At 67.8% G+C, this 19793-nt stretch carries 19 protein-coding genes; 7 read left to right on the top strand and 12 right to left on the bottom strand.

Going from position 1 to position 19793, the window contains the following annotated elements; genetic code table 11:
* Nucleotides 1-12: 12 nt before the first annotated feature.
* A complete protein-coding gene (locus DID96_RS15390; RefSeq protein WP_124600151.1) occupies nt 13-1203 on the top strand; it encodes a class I SAM-dependent methyltransferase in 1191 nt (396 codons plus the stop codon).
* A gap of 12 nt (nt 1204-1215) precedes the next feature.
* Nucleotides 1216-1410, top strand: coding sequence for a DUF2905 domain-containing protein (locus tag DID96_RS15385; protein ID WP_124600150.1), 195 nt, complete (start codon nt 1216-1218; stop codon nt 1408-1410).
* A gap of 6 nt (nt 1411-1416) precedes the next feature.
* On the opposite strand, the gene DID96_RS15380 is transcribed toward DID96_RS15385, so the two are convergent.
* From DID96_RS15380 to DID96_RS15355, 6 genes are all read right to left on the bottom strand, one after another.
* A complete protein-coding gene (locus tag DID96_RS15380; protein WP_124600149.1) occupies nt 1417-1638 on the bottom strand; it encodes a hypothetical protein in 222 nt (73 codons plus the stop codon).
* A 66-nt stretch (nt 1639-1704) separates the two neighbouring features.
* Nucleotides 1705-2616, bottom strand: a complete 912-nt coding sequence (locus DID96_RS15375; RefSeq protein ID WP_124600148.1) for a carbohydrate kinase — start codon at nt 2614-2616, stop codon at nt 1705-1707.
* Complete coding sequence (locus tag DID96_RS15370) at nt 2613-3893, bottom strand: AGE family epimerase/isomerase (RefSeq protein WP_124600147.1); 1281 nt, start codon at nt 3891-3893, stop codon at nt 2613-2615. Before DID96_RS15370 ends, DID96_RS15375 begins: the two co-directional genes overlap by 4 nt.
* A complete protein-coding gene (locus DID96_RS15365; protein ID WP_124600146.1) occupies nt 3890-4906 on the bottom strand; it encodes a LacI family DNA-binding transcriptional regulator in 1017 nt (338 codons plus the stop codon). The genes DID96_RS15370 and DID96_RS15365 overlap by 4 nt, the downstream gene beginning before the upstream one ends.
* A 232-nt stretch (nt 4907-5138) precedes the next feature.
* Nucleotides 5139-6989 (bottom strand): EAL domain-containing protein, encoded by a 1851-nt coding sequence (locus tag DID96_RS15360; RefSeq protein ID WP_124600145.1) that lies wholly within the window; start codon nt 6987-6989, stop codon nt 5139-5141.
* A 142-nt stretch (nt 6990-7131) separates the two neighbouring features.
* Nucleotides 7132-8175, bottom strand: coding sequence for a bile acid:sodium symporter family protein (locus DID96_RS15355; protein WP_124600144.1), 1044 nt, complete (start codon nt 8173-8175; stop codon nt 7132-7134).
* A gap of 350 nt (nt 8176-8525) precedes the next feature.
* Between DID96_RS15355 and DID96_RS15350 the strand changes: the two genes are divergently transcribed.
* The 3 genes from DID96_RS15350 to DID96_RS15340 all read left to right on the top strand — a co-directional run bounded on the left by DID96_RS15350 (nt 8526) and on the right by DID96_RS15340 (nt 11555).
* Nucleotides 8526-9002, top strand: a complete 477-nt coding sequence (locus DID96_RS15350) for a peptide-binding protein (protein WP_124600143.1) — start codon at nt 8526-8528, stop codon at nt 9000-9002.
* A gap of 343 nt (nt 9003-9345) precedes the next feature.
* Nucleotides 9346-10422, top strand: coding sequence for a porin (locus DID96_RS15345; RefSeq protein ID WP_124600142.1), 1077 nt, complete (start codon nt 9346-9348; stop codon nt 10420-10422).
* 170 nt (nt 10423-10592) lie between these two features.
* Nucleotides 10593-11555: a LysR family transcriptional regulator gene (locus DID96_RS15340; protein ID WP_124600141.1), complete on the top strand. Its 963-nt coding sequence runs from the start codon at nt 10593-10595 to the stop codon at nt 11553-11555.
* Between the two features lie 164 nt (nt 11556-11719).
* On the opposite strand, the gene DID96_RS15335 is transcribed toward DID96_RS15340, so the two are convergent.
* Nucleotides 11720-12679, bottom strand: a complete 960-nt coding sequence (locus tag DID96_RS15335; protein WP_124600140.1) for a nitronate monooxygenase family protein — start codon at nt 12677-12679, stop codon at nt 11720-11722.
* A 308-nt stretch (nt 12680-12987) separates the two neighbouring features.
* Between DID96_RS15335 and DID96_RS15330 the strand changes: the two genes are divergently transcribed.
* Nucleotides 12988-13884, top strand: a complete 897-nt coding sequence (locus DID96_RS15330; protein WP_124600139.1) for an alpha/beta fold hydrolase — start codon at nt 12988-12990, stop codon at nt 13882-13884.
* A gap of 25 nt (nt 13885-13909) precedes the next feature.
* Here the strand turns inward: DID96_RS15330 and DID96_RS15325 are convergent, their stop codons facing one another.
* Complete coding sequence (locus DID96_RS15325; protein ID WP_124600138.1) at nt 13910-14401, bottom strand: Lrp/AsnC family transcriptional regulator; 492 nt, start codon at nt 14399-14401, stop codon at nt 13910-13912.
* Nucleotides 14402-14512: 111 nt separating this feature from the next.
* On the opposite strand from DID96_RS15325, the gene DID96_RS15320 reads away from it, so the two are divergent.
* Nucleotides 14513-15415 carry a DMT family transporter gene (locus DID96_RS15320; protein WP_124600137.1) on the top strand — a complete coding sequence of 301 codons (903 nt, stop codon included), beginning with the start codon at nt 14513-14515 and terminating at the stop codon, nt 15413-15415.
* A gap of 296 nt (nt 15416-15711) precedes the next feature.
* Here the strand turns inward: DID96_RS15320 and DID96_RS15315 are convergent, their stop codons facing one another.
* Genes DID96_RS15315 through DID96_RS38305 form a run of 4 tightly spaced genes read right to left on the bottom strand, consistent with a single transcriptional unit; the run spans nt 15712 to nt 19769 of the window.
* Nucleotides 15712-16167, bottom strand: coding sequence for a PaaI family thioesterase (locus tag DID96_RS15315; RefSeq protein WP_185732268.1), 456 nt, complete (start codon nt 16165-16167; stop codon nt 15712-15714).
* Complete coding sequence (locus DID96_RS38310) at nt 16164-17183, bottom strand: hypothetical protein (protein WP_185732267.1); 1020 nt, start codon at nt 17181-17183, stop codon at nt 16164-16166. The genes DID96_RS15315 and DID96_RS38310 overlap by 4 nt, the downstream gene beginning before the upstream one ends.
* Before the next feature lie 40 nt (nt 17184-17223).
* Nucleotides 17224-18318 (bottom strand): prolyl oligopeptidase family serine peptidase, encoded by a 1095-nt coding sequence (locus DID96_RS15310; protein ID WP_260463908.1) that lies wholly within the window; start codon nt 18316-18318, stop codon nt 17224-17226.
* Between the two features lie 20 nt (nt 18319-18338).
* Nucleotides 18339-19769 (bottom strand): hypothetical protein, encoded by a 1431-nt coding sequence (locus DID96_RS38305; protein WP_185732265.1) that lies wholly within the window; start codon nt 19767-19769, stop codon nt 18339-18341.
* Between the last annotated feature and the right edge of the window lie 24 nt (nt 19770-19793).

Here is a 19793-nt window from a genome sequence, read left to right as displayed (position 1 = left end):
TACAATGCCGGGATGAACCCGAAAGCTCACGAACCCGCTAGTTTACCTGCTCCCGGCCCCGACGCGCTCGCGCAGTCCGAAACGCTTGCCGCGCAACTGCGTGGCGAGATCGCGGCGGCCGGCGGCTGGCTGCCGTTTGCCCGCTTCATGGAAGCCGCGCTGTACGCGCCCGGCCTCGGCTATTACAGCGGCGGCGCCCGCAAGTTCGGCCGCCGCGCCGAGGACGGCAGCGACTTCGTCACCGCGCCCGAATTGTCGCCGCTGTTCGCGCAGACGCTCGCGCGGCCGGTCGCCGAAGCGCTCGCGGCGAGCGGCACGCGCCGCGTGATGGAATTCGGCGCGGGCACCGGCAAGCTCGCGGCGGGGCTGCTCGCGGCGCTCGACGCGCTCGAGGCCGGGCTCGACGAATACCTGATCGTCGACCTGTCAGGCGAGCTGCGCGAACGGCAGCGCGACACGATCGCGGCCGCCGCGCCGGGCTTCGCGGCGAAGGTGCGCTGGCTCGACGCGCTGCCCGAGCGGTTCGACGGCGTCGTCGTCGGCAACGAGGTGCTCGACGCGATGCCGGTGCGGCTGTTCGCGAAAGCGGACGGCGCGTGGCGCGAACGCGGCGTCGCGCTCGACGCGCGGCAGGCGTTCGTGTTCGACGACCGTCCGGTTGCGGCGGCCGGGCTGCCGCCCGTGCTCGCGACACTCGACGCCGCCGACGGCTACGTGACCGAGACGCACGAGGCGGCGCTCGCGTTCACGCGCACCGTCTGCACGATGCTCGCGCGCGGCGCGGTGCTGCTGATCGACTACGGCTTTCCCGCGCACGAGTACTACCATCCGCAGCGCGACCGCGGCACGCTGATGTGCCACTACCGCCACCGCGCGCACGACGACCCGTTCCTGTACCCGGGCCTGCAGGACATCACTGCGCACGTCGAATTCTCCGGCATCTACGAGGCCGGCGTCGCGACCGGCGCGGACCTGCTCGGCTATACGTCGCAGGCGCGTTTCCTGCTCAACGCGGGGATCACCGACGCGCTCGCCGCGCTCGATCCGTCCGACGTCACGCAGTTCCTGCCGGCCGCGAACGCGGTGCAGAAGCTGATCTCGGAAGCGGAGATGGGCGAGCTGTTCAAGGTGATCGCGTTCTCGCGCGGCATCGACGGCACGCTCGACGCGTTCGCGCGCGGCGACCGCTCGCACGTGCTCTGACGGGAGCGGGCGATGCTGCGCTGGCTGATGGCGTCGTTCATCGCGGTGATGATCCTCACGCGCTGCTGGCCGTGGCTCGGCAAGCTCGGCGTCGGGCGGCTGCCGGGCGACGTGACGCTGACGCTCGGCGGGCGGCGCTACCCGTTTCCGTTCATGTCGACGCTGGTGATCACGATGCTGGTGTCGATGGTGGCGCGGCTCGTCTGACGCGCGTCACAGCTCTATTTCGCCGAGGATCCGGTGCGCGAGCGCCTTCGCCTCGTTGAACGCTTCTTCCTCGTTGGGGCTCGTCGTGTGGACGTCGTAGCGCACATTCTCGGTATCGTCCCCGTTGTCCCGGGTCAGGATCACGTAGCCCTGGAACTGCCCGGTGCCGGAATGCTGGGTGTGCGCCTTGGCCGTGTAGATGCCCTTCGTGAACGTGTTGGTGTCCATGACGCTTCTCCCGCAACAGGATCATTTCATCGTAGCACTGCGCCGCACCATGTACAGCGGTTCGTGTCAATCGTCGAACAGCGCGACGACCTCGTCGAGCGTGGGCGCGTGCGCGCCCGTGTGACGGCACGCGGCGGCGCCGGCCGCGAGCGCGAACGCGAGGTGCGCGCGCCACGGCCGCTGCGGCGCCGCCATCAGGCTGAACAGCAGCCCGCCGATCGACGCGTCGCCCGCGCCGACCGTATCGACGACTTCGATGCGCGGCGGACTCGCTTCGTGAACGTCGCCGTCCGCGTATAGCGTCGCGGCATTCGCGCCGCGTGTGACGAGCAACGCCGCGCGCGGGTTCATCGCCCGCAGCGCCGCGATCGCATCGGCTTCGCTGCCGCCGTCGAACAGGTGCCGCAGATCCTCGTCGGATACCTTGATCAGGTCGGCGAGGCTGGCCATCCGCTCGAGCGTCGGCCGGTAGGCGGCCGTCATCAGGTTCCGGAAGTTCGGATCGAAGCTGATCTTCACACCGCGCGCGTGCAGCTCGGCGGCGAGCGCAAGCAGCGTGCCCGCGAGCGGTTCGCGCACGAGGCTGATGCAGCCGAAGTGCGCCCACTGCACGTGATCGGCCCAGCCGGCCGGCAGCCGCGCGGGATCGAACGCGAGATCGGCGCTGCCTTCGCCGATGAAGAAGTAGGCGGGCGGCCGCGTCTCGTGGACCATCGCGAGCAGCGGCGGCCGCGCGACGCGCTGCAGGAAGCGCAGGTCGAGCCCGGCGGCCTCGCTGGCGCGCCACAGCGTGTCGGAGAAGCAGTCGTCGCCGATCGCGCCCGCGAGCGCGCTCGACACGCCGAGCCGCGCGACCGCGCGCGCGACGTTCCAGCCGGCGCCGCCCGGCACCGACGTCCAGTGCGCGTCGCCCGCGCGCACCATGTCGGTGAGGATGTCGCCGGCGGATACGAACGCCGGGAAGGCGCGGCCCGTCATTGCGTCGGCTCGCTGCGCGCCGCGCGCGCGAGCGTCGCGAGCACTTCGTAGCACGCGCCCATCGTGTGGTAGTCGGTCTTGCCGGCGGGGCTCTTCTCGTCGCTGTACTTGCGGTTGTCGCACGTGAGGATCCGGTACCACGCGCCGTAGCGGTGATCGACGAAATGCGCCCAGCTGTAGCGCCAGATCTCGTCGTACCAGTCCCAGAAGCGTTCGGCGCCGGTGCGCGCGCCGAGCAGCGCGGCTGCCGCGAAGGTTTCCGCCTGCACCCAGAAATACTTGTTGTGGTCGCAGATCGTGAAGTCGGGGCCGAAGCCGTAGCAGAGCCCGCCGTGTTCGGCGTCCCACGCGTGCGCGAGCGCCGCGTCGAACAGCTCGGCCGCGCGCGGCACGAGCCAGTCGAGCGGGCGGTGCCGTTCGAGGATCAGCAGCAGCTTCGCCCACTCGGTCTGGTGCCCGGGCTGGAAGCCCCACGGCCGGAAGATGTTCGAGCTGTCTTCCTTGTTGTAGTCCCAGTCGACCGACCAGTCCGCGTGATAGTGCTCCCACACGAGGCCGCCCGACAGCGCCGCCTGGCGCTGCGTGATGTGCGTCGCGAGCTTTTCCGCGCGATCGAGGTAGGTGAGGTGGCCGGTCGCCTCGTAGGCGGCGAGCAGCGCCTCGGTCATGTGCATGTTCGCGTTCTGGCCGCGGTAGCTCGACACGATCCAGTTCGGCGACGCATCGTCCGCGTACAGGCCCGCGGCGGCATCCCAGAAGCGGTGCTCGGCGAGCTCGTAGGTCGCGGCGATCAGCGGCCGCGCTTCGGCGACGCCCGCCATCGTCGCGTGCGCGGCGGCGAGCAGCACGAACGCGAGGCCGTAGCAGTGCCGCGTGCCGTCGAGCGTCGCGCGCTTCGCGCCGTCGCGCCAGTCGAGTTCCCAGTCGTAGCCCTGCAGCTCGTCGTCCCAGTGCGCGTCGTGCAGGAAGCGCAGCCCGTGGCGCGTGTATTCGAGATGGCGCGGATCGCCGAAATGCCGGTATGCCATCGCGTAGTTGAAGACGAACCGGCAGCTGCTGACGAGGTGCCGCGACGTGCGGTTGTACACGCTGCCGTCGTCGCGGAAGTAGTGGTAAAAGCCGCCCGTCGGGTCGAGTGCGTTCGGCGCGTAGAAGCGCAGCGTGTCCTCGACGTGCGACAGCAGGAACGACGGATCGCGGAAGCTCTCGACGAACGGGGCCGATTGCGCGTGCGCGGCCGGCGTCGCCGGGCTGGGGTGGGCCGGGGGCATGTTCATGATTCGGTGACCGTGGTGTCGAATGCCGGCGTCGCGGCGGGCTGGCTGCTGGCCCGCACGATCAGCTCGACGGGCAGGCAGATCTCGGTGTGTTCGGGGGCTTCGGCGAGCAGCAGCTCGACGCCGCGGCGGCCGAGCGCTTCCTTGTCGACCGCGAGCGTCGTGAGTGGCGGGTGCGCGTGCGCGGCGGCCGGGATGTCGTCGAAGCCGACGATCGCGATGTCGTCCGGCACCCGCAGGCCGCACGCGATGCACACGCGCTGGGCGGCGAGCGCGGCCGCGTCGTTGTACGCGAACACCGCGTCGGGCCGCGGGCGCGGCGCGTCGAGCAACTGCTGCATCGCGCGCGCGGCGCCCGTGTCGGGATCGAGCCCGGCGTCGATCGTCACTTCGTACGCGGGATCGAACAGCCGGCCGGCTTCGAAAAACGCGCGCCGGTAGCCGATCGCGCGCTGCGTGATGCTGTAGTGCGCAGGCGAGCCGCCGATGAACGCGATGCGCGTGCGGCCGGTCGCGAGCAGATGGCGCATCGCGAGCGCGGCGCCGGTCGCGTTGTCGATGTTGACCGAGCGCAGCCCGGGCGCCCACAGGTCGATCAGCACGAGCGGGCGGCCGGTCGCCGCGAGCGCGTCGATCGTCTCCGGCTCCATGAAGCCGGCCACCGCGATCGCGTCGGGCGCGTGCGGGCGCATCTGGCGCAGCACGTCGTCATTCGGGCCGACGGTGAGCAGCGTCGGGACGATGCCGCGCTCGCGGCATGCGTTCTCGACGCCGTGCAGCACGTGCGAGAAGAACGGGCTGGCCGGAAAACGGTTGTGCTGGCGATGCAGCAGGAACGTGAGCCGGCGGATGCGCGGCCGCAGCTGCGCGGGATCGTAGCCGAGGCGCTGCGCGATTTCGACGATGCGCGCGCGCGTGATTTCGGACAGGCCCGCCTGGTTTTTCAGCGCGCGGGAGACGGTGCCGATCGAGACCTCTGCCGCCCGCGCCACGTCGCGAATGGTGGTGCCCATCGTTCGGGATCCGGATTTGTTTAGGGTGAAAGCGATTGTATAGTAAAACGCATCGCGAAATTCGTTCCGTATACCCGGGCGTGCTCCGTAAATACCCGGATTTAAAGCACTAATCTGCGTGCTGGCTTTTACTAAAAATACTAAACAGGTGACAAAAAGGGCAAGGTGATCAACGCGATCAACGCGCGCGGCGATCCCCTTCGCCGGCCGACCGCGACCGGCGCGAGCCCGGTCAGCCCGCGTTCGCGTGCGGCGGCTCGCCGCGCGCGAGCAGCGCGGCTCGGCCGGCGTCGAGATTGACGAGCGCGAGCCCGTCGGGCTGCTGCTTCGCGCGCCGCTTCGCGAGCGCCGCGACCGACGCGATCTCGTCGCTGCCGTAGCGCATCGCGCGGTGCGCGCCCGCCGGCACGCCGACCGCGCCGATCGCCATCGTCACGAAGCCGAAGAACGCCGGGTTGCCCTGCCGGTCCTCGCCGCGCAGCCCGCCCGCGCGCTGGTCGGCCTGCGTATAGAAGCGCTGCGCGCCGTCGTTGAAGCGCTGCATCGCGGCGACTGCGCGCGCCTGCCAGTCCTCGCTCTGGAACAGCACGAGGAAATCGTCGCCGCCAACGTGGCCGAGGAAATCCCGCTGCGGATCGCAGATGCCGGCCAGCACGGTCGCCGCGAACTTCAGCACCTCGTCGCCCTGCCAGTAGCCGTACTGGTCGTTGAACGGCTTGAACTGGTTCAGGTCGACGTAGCACGCGTAAAACCCGGCGTCGCGCTCGAGCAGCCGGTCGATGTGTGCGCTGATCGGGATGTTGCCGGGCAGGAACGTCAGCGGGTTCGCATAGCGGGCGGCCTCGATCCGCATCTCGGTCACCGCGCGCACGAGGCTCTCGCCGGTGCCGAGCCCGACGTAGCGGCCGTGCTCGGTGATCACGAAGCCGTCCGCGAGATAGCGCTGGTCGTTGCTCGCGAGCAGCGTCGCGAGCTGCTCGACCGTCGTCGTGTTCTCGATCATCAGCGGCGCGTCGTTCGCGAACTGCAGGCACGGCTTCTTGCCGAACACCTCGCGGTGGTACGGCAGCGCGACGCGGTCCATGAAGCCGCGGCGGTTCACCAGCGCCAGGGGCCGCTCGTGCTCGACGAGCGCGACTGCGTGCAGCCCCGGCATCCGGTTGAACAGGTCGAGCACGTCGTTGCTGGTCGCGTTGCGCGGCAGTGCCGGCGCGGCGACGAGCATTTTCGTCGCGATCGTGCCGGCCTGCGGCGCCGCGCGCGTCGCGCCGGGGAATACCGCGATGTGCGGCGCGCGAATCGCGTCGCGTGCGGCCGGCGCGACGACCGCCGACGGCCGTGCGTGCGGCCGGCCGAGCAGGAAGCCCTGCACGCAGCAGATTCCCATGTCGCGCACGACGATCAGGTCGCGCTCGTGTTCGATGCCTTCCGCGATCAGCTTCGCGCCGCTCGCGTGCGCGAAGTGCTGCATCGCCTTCACCGCTTCGAACTTCAGCGGATCGAGCGCGATGTCGTGGATGAAGAAGCGGTCGATCTTCACGACGTCGGGACGCAGGCGCAGCCACAGATTCATGCTGGCGTTCGCGGTCCCGTAGTCGTCGAGCGCGAACTGGATGCCCGCGTCGCGCAGCGATGCGATGGCCGGCGCGACGAGGGCGAGATCCGGCATCGCGTTCTGCTCGGTCAGCTCGATCACGATGCGCTCGGTGGCGACCTGCGCGCGCCCGAGCAGCGCGCGGGCGCGCCCGCGTTCGCGCGCGAGCTGCAGGATTGCGCCTGCGCTGAAGTTGAGGAACAGCTTGCCGTCGAGGCCGAGCGCGGCGAACGCGTCGAGACAGGTGACGGCGGCCGCGTGCTCGAGCGCGACGGTCTCGCCTTCGCGCGCGGCCTGCGCGAACAGCGCGGCCGGCAGCTCGAGGTCGGTGCCGCGTGGGCCGCGGATCAGGCCCTCGTAGCCGATGACGGTGCCCGAGCCGATGTCGACGATCGGCTGGAACACGGCGGCGAGCGCGCGCTCCGCGATCAGGCGCGACGTGCGCGTGGCATCGGGGGCGGCATCGGGAGCGGCAGGGAGGGCGGGCATGGGCGGCGCGGCCGAATCGATGGAACGCCCAGCTTAACGGCGCCGCTCACGGAAAATTGAGTGAAGATTTCGTGAAGCCATGCGCGATTCTGGTGCATCGCTTCATGCGGGCGCCGCCGTGCGCACCGGCGCCCGGCGCGGGTCAGCGCTTGCCGGCGCTCAGCGCACCGGGTGCGGACACGACCCCGCCCGGCGCGGCGCCTTCGTCGCCCGATTCGCTCAGGTCGCGCGCGCCCCAGCGCTGCGCGAGCGCCGCGCAGGCCATCAGCTGGATCTGGTGGAACAGCATCAGCGGCAGCACGATCGCGCCGACCGCGTGCGCGGAAAAGATCACCTTCGCCATCGGCACGCCGGCGGCGAGACTCTTCTTCGAGCCGCAGAAGATGATCGTGATCTGGTCGGCGCGGTTGAAGCCGAGCCGCTTGGCGACGAACGCGGTCAGCAGCAGCGCGATCGCGAGCAGCAGCAGGTTCACCGCGAGCAGCCCGGCGAGCGCGCGCGGCGGGATCTGGTGCCAGAGGCCCTGGTCGACCGCCTCGCTGAACGCGACATAGACGACGAGCAGGATCGAGCCCTGGTCGACGAAGCGCAGCACGCCGCGGTTGCGATCGATCCAGCCGCCGATCGCGGGCCGCAGCAGCTGCCCGGCGATGAACGGCACGAGCAGCTGCAGGACGATGCTGCCGACCGTGCTCCACGGGGACGCGGACGCGCCCGTCTGCGACGTGATCATCAGCCCGACGAGCGCCGGCGTGACGAAGATGCCGAGCAGGCTCGACGCCGACGCCGAGCAGACGGCCGCCGGCACGTTGCCTTTCGCGATCGATGTGAACGCGATCGACGACTGGACCGTCGACGGCAGCGTGCAGAGGAACAGCACGCCCGCGTACAGCGCCGGCGTGACGAGCGGCTGCAGCACGGGTTTCAGCGCGAGGCCGAGCAGCGGGAACAGCGCGAAGGTGCTGAGCAGCACGACCGCGTGCAGCCGCCAGTGCGTCGCGCCTGCGACGACGGCTTCGCGCGACAGCTTTGCGCCATGCAGAAAGAACAGCAGGCCGACCGCGATGTTGGTCGCCCAGTTGAACGCATGGGCGGCGCCGCCGCGGCAGGGCAGGAGGCTCGCGAGCACGACGGTGCCGACGAGCGCGAGCGTGAAGTTGTCGGGGAGGAAACGGGGGCGGGCCATCGGAGTCTCGATCGGGGCGACTGGAGTGCATGCCGCGTACGTGTGCGGAAGCCCGTATTGTCCCGGTTGGTCATTCAATAAACAAATTCATTATGCGAATCGATTGATGATTCTGTTGCATGCTGACGGAGCCCGTGCTGGACCGTGCCCGGATGACGAAATTGGCAGAAGAATGTTCTGCGGCCATCGGGCTCCTATGCGAAAAAACCTAGCAGTAACATGGTGTTACACCGGTGCCGGCGACCTAACACTTTTTGGCTCGACACGAATTCGCCCCGCTCATAAATTACTGCTGAAAGGCTCGGGCTCGCCTATCCGGCGGGCGCGCGAGTGCAACCAGGCATTGAACGATGACGGAACGGGTGAAACGGAAGATCGGACGGTGGGCGGCAGGCGTGCTCGGCGCGCTCCTGGTGCCGCTCGCGCTTGCGCAGCCCCCGCACGGCGGACACGGTTTCGGCGGCGGCGACATGCGTGCGTACGGTCAGCCGTCCGGCGGCCCGCCGGTCTGGCACCGCGTACCGCAGGCAGGCGGTGGTGCGCGCTTCGGCGCCGGCGTGAACGGCTATGGCGGCGCCCGCTGGGGCCTGCGGCCGACGCCGTCGTACGGCCACTACGCCGCGCAGAGCCCGTACCGGCCGATCAGCGCCGACGCGCGTCAGGTGCCGCGTCCGCCCGGCGGCGGAAACGTGCCGCTGCGCGCGGGCTCGATCCGCGCCGACGTCGCGCGCTACAACGAGGAGCGCGGCGGCCGGCCGCTGCCGCCACCGCGGTCGCAGGAAGAGCCTGCCCATTCGCCGTTTTTCTCGCCGTTCTACCGAAACTGAGCGCGCCCGCGTTCTGCCCCCCGCCGGCTGATGCAATTTCGCCACAGTCGGGCCCAGATTTCCGCTGATTTTCCCACCGCATTGCGCTATCTTTCGCGCCCGGCTCGCGCGATGAGCGCCGCCGCGCCGCTGCGCGCTCCGTCCGCGTGTGGCCGTCGCGCCCCGCCAGTCCAAGCATGACCCGTGCGAAGTTAATGCCGCCGCTATACCCGCAATAAGCGCATGCAATTTTGACCGGACAAATGATCCGTAAAGATGGCTGCGCCCCAACACGACGCAAGCATCGGCTCCGATAACAACGCTAGCGCCGCACGATTCCTTTTCGACAATACCTGGAGAACCCATGAAAGCACTCGCCCGCCGTGCGTCGCGCACGTCCGTCAAGCTGGTCGCGGCCACCGCCTGCGTCGCCGCCACCGCACCCGTTCATGCGCAGTCGAGCGTGTCGCTATACGGGCAGGTCGACGAATGGGTCGGTGCGACCAAATTCCCGGGCAGCGACCGCGCATGGGGCGTATCGGGCGGCGGGATGTCGACGTCGTACTGGGGGATGCACGGCGCCGAGGATCTCGGCGGCGGCTACAAGGCGATCTTCACGCTGGAAAGCTTCTTCCGCGCGCAGAACGGCCAGTTCGGCCGCTTCAACGGCGACACCTTCTTCGCGCGCAATTCGTACGTCGGCATCAGTGCGCCGTACGGCACCGTGACGGCCGGCCGCCTGACGACGCACCTGTTCCTGTCGACGATCCTGTTCAACCCGTTCTTCGACTCGTACGTGTTCTCGCCGATGGTCTATCACACGTTCCTCGGCCTCGGCACGTTCCCGACCTATCCGAGCGACCAGGGCGCGGTCGGCGATTCGGGCTGGAACAACGCGGTGTCGTATACGTCGCCGGCATTCGGCGGTTTCAACTTCGGCGCGATGTACGCGTTCGGCAACCAGGCCGGCGACAACGGTTCGAAGAAGTGGAGTGCTCAGTTCAACTATGCGAACGGCCCGTTCGCGGCGACCGCCGTGTACCAGTACGTGAACTTCAACAACGGCCCGCGCGACCTCAGCTCGCTCGTGACGGGCCTGAAGAGCCAGGGCATCGCGCAGGTCGGCGCGACCTACGACCTGAAGCTCGTGAAGCTGTTCGCGCAATACATGTATACGAAGAATGACCAGGTCGCGGGCAGCTGGCACGTGAACACCGGGCAGGGCGGCGTGCTGGTGCCGCTCGGCGCGGGCAGCGCGATGGCGTCGTATGCATATTCGCGTGACGCGGGTGGCCTGGACCAGACGCGCCAGACCTGGGCAGTCGGCTACGACTATCCGCTGTCGAAGCGCACCGACGTGTACGCCGCGTACATGAACGACCACATCAACAGCCTGTCGAACGGCAACACGTTCGGCGCGGGCGTCCGCGCGAAGTTCTGACCCCGCGGGCATCCCGCCGCGCGAGCCGTTCTGGCTTCGCGCCCTGTTTCGTTTTCTTGAACGGCGCCGCCAATTGCGGCGCCGTTTTGCCATTGTTGACCTTTCCCTCTCCTCACTTTTGCTACCCTATCTCGTAATTTCACGATTCTCAGGAATTGCGGGCTAGTTCGATGGATACCCTCGTCAGCATGAATGTGTTTCGCTACGTCGTCGAAGTGGGCAGCTTCGTCGGCGCGGCGGAGCGCATGCAGATGTCGGCGGCGATGGCGAGCAAGCATGTGATGCACCTCGAGCAGCAGCTCGGTGCGCGCCTGCTGCATCGCACGACCCGTCGCGTCGCGCCGACCGAAGCGGGGCGCGAATACTACGAGCGCCTGGTGCAGGCGTTGTCCGAGCTCGACGAAGCCGGGCAGGCGGTCGGCGCGGCGAGCGTCGTGCCGCAGGGCCGGCTGCGCGTGACGTCGCTGTCCGCGTTCGGGTTGCGGCACGTGATGCAGGCGGTGACCGATTACGCGGACCGTTTTCCGGATGTGACGGTCGACATGACGCTGTCGGACCGTGTCGTCGACCTGATCGAGGAAGGCTACGATGTCGCGGTACGCGCAGCGCCGAGCGGGCTGAAGTCGTCGTCGCTCGTCGCGCGGCAGATCGCGACCGCGCACATCCTGCTCGTCGCGTCGCCCGAGTATCTCGAGAAGCGCGGCACGCCGCAGACGATCGCCGATCTCGCGCACCACAACTACCTGCGGCGCGATTCGCATTCGACGATGCTCGATTCGCTGGTGATCGATGCGGCAGCAGCGTCGCGCGTGACGCTCAACGGCAACCTGATCGTCAACCACCTCGAAGGCCTGCGTGCCGCCGTGCTCGCCGGGGCGGGCATCGCGCTGCTCGGCACCGAAGTGGTCGGCGACGACCTCGAGTCCGGCCGGCTCGTACCGGTGCTGCTCGACGCGGTGCCGCCGCACGAGGCGCCGATCTACGCGGTCTACGCGAGCCGCCGTCACGTGTCGGCGAAAGTGCGCTCGTTCGTCGATTTCCTCGCCGCGCGGTTCGAGGGCCAGTCGCTGTGCCCGTCGATCGAGGCGCGCCTGCGCGTGCTGCCGATCACGCGGATCAAGCGCGCGGGCTGAGCCGCGCTTTCCCGCCGCACTTCGCCGTCGCGCTTTCCGCTGCGCTTCTCCACGTTTCGGGCGGGCCATGAAAAAAGCGCGAACCGTTGCGGTTCGCGCTTTTTGTTTTGTCCGACGATTGCGCGGCGGCGACGCGTCGCCGGCCGCCACCACCGGCGCGTGCGTCAGCGCGCGATGCCGAGCCGCGCCTTCGCGGCGTCGTATTCGCTCTTCAGGCGCGCGACGAGCGCGCCGACGCTCGGCAGGTCGTCCATCAGGCCGACGGCCTGGCCCGCGCCCCAGATGTCCTTCCACGCCTTCGCCTTGTCGCCGCCGAAATTCATCTTCGACTTGTCGGATTCCGGCAGCGCGTCCGGATCGAGGCCGGCCTTCTCGATGCTCTCGCGGATGTAGTTGCCGTGCACGCCGGTGAACAGGTTCGTATAGATGATGTCGGCGGATTTCGCGCTGAGGATCGCGCGCTTGTAGTCCTCGACCGCGTGCGCTTCCTGCGTCGCGATGAAGCGCGTGCCCATGTACGCGAGGTCGGCGCCCATCGCTTGCGCGGCGAGGATCGAGCCGCCGTTTGCGATCGCGCCGGACAGCACGATCGGGCCGTCGAACATCCTGCGCACTTCGCCGACGAGCGCGAACGGCGACGTCGTGCCCGCGTGGCCGCCCGCGCCGGCCGCGACGAGGATCAGCCCGTCGACACCCGCTTCGAGCGCCTTTTGCGCGTGACGCAGGTTGATCACGTCATGCAGCACGATGCCGCCGTAGCTATGCACCGCATCGACGATCTCGCGCGCGGGCGCGCGCAGGCTCGTGATGAAGATCGGCACCTTGTGATCGACGCACACGCGGACGTCGTGCTCGAGCCGCGCGTTCGACTGGTGGACGATCTGGTTGACCGCGATCGGGCCGATCACCGCATCGGGATGCTTCGCCTTGTGGTCGGCGAGTTCGGTCTGGATCTGCGTGAGCCACTCGTCGAGCACTTCGGCCGGGCGCGCGTTCAGCGCGGGAAACGAACCGACGATGCCCGCCTTGCATTGCGCGAGCACGAGTTCGGGGTAGCTGACGATGAACATCGGCGACGCGATGACGGGCAGCGTCAGCTGCTGCAGGACGGCGGGCAGTGCCATGTGAAGTCTCCATTTGTCGACCGGCGGTGGCGCTTCAGCGCTGACGCCGGTCTTATGCCAGGCAGATCGCGATCGTGCGCGGCGCGCGAACGGCGCTTCGAGTGTATCCGGTGCCGCCGCCCGGGCAAGGGCGGCGTTTCATAATAATACGAACGGTCGTGCGATTGCATGCGAGCGTATCAAATTACGCCGAACGCGCGCAATCGAGTGAGTGCTCTCTTTCTACGAATTCGGGTATCCACGTCGCTGTGCGGTTTCGAGCGCGCTCCTACAATAGCCGCCTATAACAATCCAACGAGAAACACACCATGTCGTTTGAGGCATTCGTACCGTTTCGCGTAACGGTGCAGGACACCGACATCTTCGGCGTCAAAGGAGGCGCGGGGCCGCCGCTTCTGCTGCTGCATGGCCATCCGCAAACCCATATGATCTGGCATCGCGTCGCCGCGACGCTCGCGAATCATTTCACGGTGATCGCGACCGACCTGCGCGGCTATGGCGCGTCGGGCAAACCCGAGAGCGATGCGCAGCACACGCCGTATTCGAAGCGCGCGATGGCGGCCGACCAGGTTGCGGTGATGCGGCAGTTCGGCTTCGAACGCTTCTACGTGTGCGCGCACGATCGCGGCGCGCGCGTCGCGCACCGGCTCGCGCTCGATCACGCCGACGCGGTCGAACGGATGATGCTGCTCGACATCGCGCCGACGCTCGCGATGTACGAGAAGACCGATCGCGCGTTCGCGACCGCGTACTTCCACTGGTTCTTCCTGATCCAGCCCGAGCCGCTGCCGGAGACGCTGATCGGCGGCAACACCGATGCGTATATCGAGCGCGTGATGGGCAACCGCTCGGCGGGCCTTGCGCCGTTCGCGCCCGAATCGCTGAACGCGTATCGCGCCGCGCTCGCGCAGCCGGGCGCCGTGCATGCGATGTGTGAGGACTATCGCGCGTCGGCGACGATCGATCTCGAGCACGATCGCGAGGATCTCGAGCGCGGCAACAAGGTTGCGTGCCCGCTGCGCGTGCTGTGGGGCCAGAACGGGATCGTCGGCCGTTGCTTCGATCCGCTCGACGAATGGCGGCGCGTCGCGCGCGACGTCAGCGGCCGCGCGGTCGAATGCGGGCACTACATTCCGGAAGAGGCGCCCGTCGACCTGATCGACGAGATACTGGCGTTCTTCGAGGCGCGTGATCAGGTCGCATGAGCCGGTCGCATGAGCCGGCCGCACGTCAGCGGCGCGCCGTGTCGTCGTCTGCGAGCGGCGGCAGCCGGCGCGGCACGGGCGTCGACTTGACGATCGCGGTGCTGGTTTCCGCGCGCTCCGTCACCTTCGACAGGATCCCGTCGAGCTGCTCGATCGTGCGCAGGTAGAGCCGGCAGATGAAGCAGTCGTCGCCCGTCACCTTGTCGCATTCGACGAACTCGGGAATGCGCCGCAACAGCTCCTCGACGAGATGCAACTGCCCGGGCAGCGGCTTCACGCGGACGATCGCCTGCAGCGTGTAGCCGAGCGCGCGCGGATCGAGCTCGACCGTGAAGCCCGCGATCACGCCCTGCGCTTCGAGCCGCCGCACGCGGTCGGCGGTGGCGGGCGCCGACAGGCCGATCTGCCGCGCGAGCTCGCTGGTCGCGATGCGCGCATCGTCGGCGAGCGCGGCGAGGATCGCGCGGTCGGTCGCGTCGAGCGACGCGACCGCAGGGGGTGAAAGGCGTTTGGTCATGGTGGCTTTGCTTTCGAAGGTGAAGCGGCGGATTCGCTTCAGTTTAGTCGTGGAGATCGCGAAAGCAAGTTCCTAGAATCGAAGTCATCCAATCCCTCAACGGAAACTGTGATGACCTCGAACGAAATTCGCCGCGGCGCCGCCGAGATGGTCGCTGCAATGCTGATGTCCGGCACGATCGGCTGGCTCGTGATGTCGTCGCGGCAGCCGCTCGCCAACGTGGTGTTCTTCCGCTGCGTGTTCGGCGGCGCGACGCTCGTGCTCGTCTGCGCGGCGTTCGGCCTGTTGCGCCGCTCGCTGTTCTCGTGGCGCATGCTCGGCCTCACCGCGCTCGGCAGCGTCGCGATCGTCGCGAACTGGCTGCTGCTGTTCGCCGCGTATTCGCGCGCATCGATCTCGATGGCGACCGCCGTCTACAACACGCAGCCGTTCATGCTCGTCGCGCTCGGCGCGATCGTGTTCCGCGAGCGGGTCACCGCGTCGACGCTCGCGTGGATGCTGCTCGCGTTCGTCGGCCTCGTCTGCGTGGTGCGTGTCGAGCCGGCCGTGCTCGCGGTGCCGGGCGCCTACCTCGAAGGCGTCGCGCTCGCGCTCGGCGCGGCGTTCCTGTATGCGCTGTCGTCGATCATCACGAAGCACCTGAAGGGCACGCCGCCGCATCTGCTCGCGCTACTGCAGGTCGGGCTCGGCGTCGTGATGCTCGCGCCGTTCGCGCACTTCGACACGCTGCCCGCGACGCCCGCGCAATGGCTCGACCTCGTCGCGCTCGGCGTCGTGAACACGGGCGTGATGTACGTGTTGCTGTACGGCGCGATCCAGAAGCTGCCGACCGCGATGACGGGCGCGCTGTCGTTCGTCTATCCGGTCGTCGCGATCGCGGTCGACCGCATCGCGTTCGGGCAGACGCTCGCGTGGACGCAGGTGCTCGGCGCGCTGCTGATTTTGCTCGCGGCGGCCGGCGTCAACCTCGGCTGGCGCATCGTGCCGGGGCGCCGGATGGCCGCCGGAAGCTGAAATGCTCGTGCGATTCAGTTCACCGCCATGGCGTGCGGCGGCGGGGTCGGACGCGTGTGAAAACGACGCGCGCGAGCGCATCGGGCACGCCTGTATTGCGTTGTAAGAAGTTGTAGGGAAACACCCGATGCGATGCGATCGGCGTCGCTCGTATGATGCGGTCTGTGACGTTGATCACGTTCACAGGATTCCGATTCGAGATGCCGTTCGCCCGACAGGCCGAACGGCATTTTTTTAAGCATCGCTCGAGGACAGCTCGCGCCGCGCCGGTGTCAAAGTCATGAGATTCCCTGTCCTCAGGCGCCAGATTTCGAAGGCGACACAGATAGCCGTTTGAACGCGGCCATACCCTGGGCACACAGGCTTTCGCGACTGTCGACAACGGACGCCTCGCAGAATACTAGCGCCAAACTGCGGTGTACGACTCTTGCCCTTGCCACGAGACGGCCCGCCGCCCCGTGAATGAACTGCGAGCTCATCTGGACTGTCGCCATGCCGGGCGAGGTTCCCGAACCGGGATTCTGTGCGGCCAGCCCCATCGCCGAATCGAGCAATGTCATCACGAGACCGCCGTGCGCGACGCCCCAGCTATTGCGATGATGCGCCTGCACGTCGAGGTGCAGTACCGCTTCGCCGCAACCGCATCGCACCAGCTGCGCGCCGAGATACTGCAGGAACGGAATACTTTCAAGCAATTCGCCGAGCCACGCTTCGTAGTTGCCCCCACCTCCGGTCATCACGTTCGTCGTCACGACCGCCCTCCTCGCAGCGCGTCGTCGAAAAACGACACAATCTGCCGATTCAGTCGCTCGTGGAACGCGCCGCGATCGAAGTCGGGCGCGTCGCGCGCGAGCACCGGCAGCTCGTCGTGAAGTGCGCCGGGGAACGGCGTCAGGAACGAGAAATGTCCGGCCGACGCCACGCACTCGAAACGCCTCAAGCATGGCAGCAACGCGGCGAGCCGATGCGCGTGATACGGCTCGCGCAGCACGTCGTCGCGTTCGGCGCAAAATAGCGACACCGGCACGTCGATCGCACGCAGATCGGCGTCCGCAAACAGCGCGCACAACGGCGCGAGCAGCACGGCGGCCTTGAAACGCGCGTCGTGTTCCGACGCGAACGCGTCCGGATGCGCGGCAAGCATCGCGTCCAGTTCGCCGGGAGAAAGCCCGGCATCGTCGGGTGCGACCGGCAACAGATCGTCCGGATGGCGCCGGCGGTGATCGGCCAGCGCGTGCACGCTGGCGCGCGCGCCCAGCACGCTCAGTGCCGTATAGCCACCTAGCGAGAATCCCATCACGCCGCACGCGTCCGGCACCAGCAGAGGTCCGAACGCCGGATCCGACAGCACCACGTCGACGACGGTGCGCAGATGAGCCGGACGGTCGCGCCAAAGCGCGGGCGTACCACTCTGGCTGTCGTCGAGATAGTTGTCATGCGGATGCAACGGCGCGGCGACGACGTAGCCGGCGGCCGCAAGCTCGCGTGCGGTGCCGCGGTGGCCGAGGTGATTTCCCTTCGAGCCATGCGAGATCACGACAAGATGCCCGTTGCCTTGCCGCGGTGTCGCGTCAAGCGCGACACGCATCGAAAACGGTCCAAAAAACTGCATGTGCTCCGGCTCGTCGGTCGGATACCAAAGTCCGACGGGCAAGGGCGCGCGCCCGAACTTCAGCGTGCGCTGGCGAAAACCGACCGGACAGGCTTCGGCGGCAGATGCTGACGCGCCCGCTTCTTGACGGGTGTCGGTCGTGTTGCGTGTGGTCAAGGTTGCGTTCATATGAGCGGTAAATTGCACGATGCGACAGTCAGAAGCACTTCCGTGAGCGACTGTCTGGTTGTTTAGGATCCGCCAGCGCGCGCGCGAGGAATGTCGCCGTTAGCTGGTTCGCAGTGCGCAGCGCCGCCGTTTCGTCTTCCGCGTTGGCATCTGGCCGGGTGTTGCGCAACCACGCCGGATCGATCGACACAAACACGAAGTGGCCGCCCGGCACGGTGTGGTATTCAACGCGCTCGCGGAGTACGGATGCGAGATAGCGTGCATCGTTGGGATATTTCAGCACGTCGTCGCGATCACCCTGCAGCAACAGCGTAGGCACGTCTAGTTGCCGCAGTCCCGTCGCAGCAAACAGCGCGGCGCCGGGAGGCGCCATCGCAACGACAGCACGCACGCGGGCGTCCTTCGACACGTCGAGCGATTCCTGCCGCATATCGAGCCAGCGTTCGACGCGTACGCCGGCCCGGCGCAATGGTCCGTACTGGACGCAGAGAACGTCGCTTTGCGGATGGGCGAGACAATAGTCGTCTAGCGCAAGCGACGATGGACGCGCGCCACCCACCGCGAGTGCCGTATAAGCGCCTGCCGAGAATCCAACGGCGGCGATCCGCTGCCGGTCGATAAACTGCGCATAGTGCGACGCGAGCAGCGCATCCAGCGCAGCAGACCATTGCTTCGGGCGGGCGCGCCAGACTTCCAGCGTTGAACTCCCCGACGAGTCGACGGCGTTGTCGTCCCGATGCACGATCGCCAATACTACATAGCCGCGTCGCGCGAAGTAGCGCGCTGTTTTCCAGTGCGTCATCGGCGTTCCGCCGGAACCGTGCGACAGCACGATCAACGGGTACCGGCCGGAACGCGGCACGGCGTCGCGCGCGGCGGCGAAGCGGGTGCGGCCCTCGCTCTTCGGCTGCTCGGGTACGTCCGTCGGATACCAGACGAGCCACGGCAGGCTCTGGACTTCCGGCGTCGCCGGGCCGATGAGCTGGCTCACGCCAGCATTCGCGGCCGGTACGCACGCATCGGCCGCATGCGGAGTACCGGCCGCGTAGCACGCTGCGAACAGGCCCGCGACGACCCGGGCCGGAAGTTTCGGCCAGTTGGCGAGTCTGCGACTTGTTGTCATCGATATTAGGCGTATTAGGGTTAGAAGTAGAAGATCGCGCTTGCCAGCACGCCCATGTTCGTCTGATAGCTGCCGTACTCGGTCGCAGCTCCGCCGAGATAGCGGTTGACAATCGCCGAGAACGACCACTGCCTCGAATAATCCCATCGCGCCGTCAACTGTTGTAATGACGAGCGATCGTGCAGATTCACGATGCCGAGGTAGACGAGGGTCACGTTCGGCGCGAGCGAGTTCCGCCACTCGGCGCGCCAGAACAGATTCTGCCGACTCATCGGTTCCTGCTCGTCCAACGCGAACTGCCTCAGGTATTGCAACTGGCCCAGCTGCGCCGCATTACCCGAGCGCTGCGCCTCTGCGCCAGCGGCAAACCAGCGGTCCCAGTCACCGGACGACATCGCGCTCTGATGGAAGTCGTATTCGACAGACACGTCGAGGTTGCCGTTGATCGGCAAGCTGAGGCCGACGGCGAGGTCCTGCCTGAACCTCAGCGCATTGTCGTAAGGCAGCAGCGGCCGGAAGTTCGCCGGGAACCGCCCCTCGGCCACGCCCGCCGCATACGCACGCGCCAGCAGATTCCGTTGCCATCCGCCGCTCCACTCGAGCACGCCGGTCACGCGGTCGCCGAGCGCGCGCGTCAGGTTCAGCCCGAGCAGATTGCGATCCTTTTCAAACAGCATCGACACTTCGGGCGAGAAGTTCGGCGCGATCGCGTAATTCGCGTCGAGCTTGAGCCGGGCGCTGTTGTTTGTGCGTCCGAACTGCGGCTTCAAGCCAGTCTGCCCCTGGACATCCACCGCGGGCGTCGGCGCGAGGCGCGGCGCCAGTGTCGCGGACCACGCGCCGCGCGCATAGACCTGCTGCACGCGTACTGCGACTGTGCCGAGCCGGTTCTCGCGCAGCACCGCCGGATCCTGCGACACACGCTCCACGACGGAGCGCGACCGAAAGTAGTCGGTCGGGTTGTAGCCGGCCGCGACTCCGCCGCGGATGTTGATGCGCCCAACGTCCATGAGGCTGGTCCCCGGCGAGTACGTTGCATACAGCTCGCGCAAATCATTGCGGCTGAGTGAGTTCGCCGACCAGTCGTCAGACTCGCCGTGTTGAAGGCTGTAGCGGTCACTCACGGTAAACGACCACGGACCAAAGCCCTTGAAGCGACCTTGCCAATCGACGTCAGTGCGCGCGCGCCAGCTCGGTGTTGCGGTGCCCGGCGGCATCGGCACGACGGGCATGCGCCGGTAGTCATAAAGCGTCATGGCGGCCTCGGCATAGCGCCGTCCGGAATACGACGCAACGCCGTCGCCGGCGGCATCGCTTCCGCTGTCTGCATGGCTCCGCACAATGTCCATCGCAGAATCGACCAGTCCGTCTAGCGCCGAATCGTCGCCGGCGGTGCCGGTGGGCGCGGCGGCACCGGCTCCGAAGCACCGTGCGCCGCCGATCAGCAGCACGAGACCGGCGCACGCGAGCGCCAG

Origin of the sequence: Burkholderia sp. Bp8963 (assembly GCF_003854275.1) — a bacterium.
Taxonomy (GTDB): Bacteria; Pseudomonadota; Gammaproteobacteria; order Burkholderiales; family Burkholderiaceae; genus Burkholderia.
This window is presented reverse-complemented; position numbering and strand designations above follow the sequence as displayed.

Bases quoted from the DNA above. Each gene is read 5' to 3' on its own strand.
- DID96_RS15390 (WP_124600151.1), top strand. From the start codon at position 13: ATGAACCCGAAAGCTCACGAACCCGCTAGTTTACCTGCTCCCGGCCCC.
- DID96_RS15385 (WP_124600150.1), top strand. From the start codon at position 1,216: ATGCTGCGCTGGCTGATGGCGTCGTTCATCGCGGTGATGATCCTCACG.
- DID96_RS15380 (WP_124600149.1), bottom strand. From the start codon at position 1,638: ATGGACACCAACACGTTCACGAAGGGCATCTACACGGCCAAGGCGCAC.
- DID96_RS15375 (WP_124600148.1), bottom strand. From the start codon at position 2,616: ATGACGGGCCGCGCCTTCCCGGCGTTCGTATCCGCCGGCGACATCCTC.
- DID96_RS15370 (WP_124600147.1), bottom strand. From the start codon at position 3,893: ATGAACATGCCCCCGGCCCACCCCAGCCCGGCGACGCCGGCCGCGCAC.
- DID96_RS15365 (WP_124600146.1), bottom strand. From the start codon at position 4,906: ATGGGCACCACCATTCGCGACGTGGCGCGGGCGGCAGAGGTCTCGATC.
- DID96_RS15360 (WP_124600145.1), bottom strand. From the start codon at position 6,989: ATGCCCGCCCTCCCTGCCGCTCCCGATGCCGCCCCCGATGCCACGCGC.
- DID96_RS15355 (WP_124600144.1), bottom strand. From the start codon at position 8,175: ATGGCCCGCCCCCGTTTCCTCCCCGACAACTTCACGCTCGCGCTCGTC.
- DID96_RS15350 (WP_124600143.1), top strand. From the start codon at position 8,526: ATGACGGAACGGGTGAAACGGAAGATCGGACGGTGGGCGGCAGGCGTG.
- DID96_RS15345 (WP_124600142.1), top strand. From the start codon at position 9,346: ATGAAAGCACTCGCCCGCCGTGCGTCGCGCACGTCCGTCAAGCTGGTC.
- DID96_RS15340 (WP_124600141.1), top strand. From the start codon at position 10,593: ATGGATACCCTCGTCAGCATGAATGTGTTTCGCTACGTCGTCGAAGTG.
- DID96_RS15335 (WP_124600140.1), bottom strand. From the start codon at position 12,679: ATGGCACTGCCCGCCGTCCTGCAGCAGCTGACGCTGCCCGTCATCGCG.
- DID96_RS15330 (WP_124600139.1), top strand. From the start codon at position 12,988: ATGTCGTTTGAGGCATTCGTACCGTTTCGCGTAACGGTGCAGGACACC.
- DID96_RS15325 (WP_124600138.1), bottom strand. From the start codon at position 14,401: ATGACCAAACGCCTTTCACCCCCTGCGGTCGCGTCGCTCGACGCGACC.
- DID96_RS15320 (WP_124600137.1), top strand. From the start codon at position 14,513: ATGACCTCGAACGAAATTCGCCGCGGCGCCGCCGAGATGGTCGCTGCA.
- DID96_RS15310 (WP_260463908.1), bottom strand. From the start codon at position 18,318: ATGACAACAAGTCGCAGACTCGCCAACTGGCCGAAACTTCCGGCCCGG.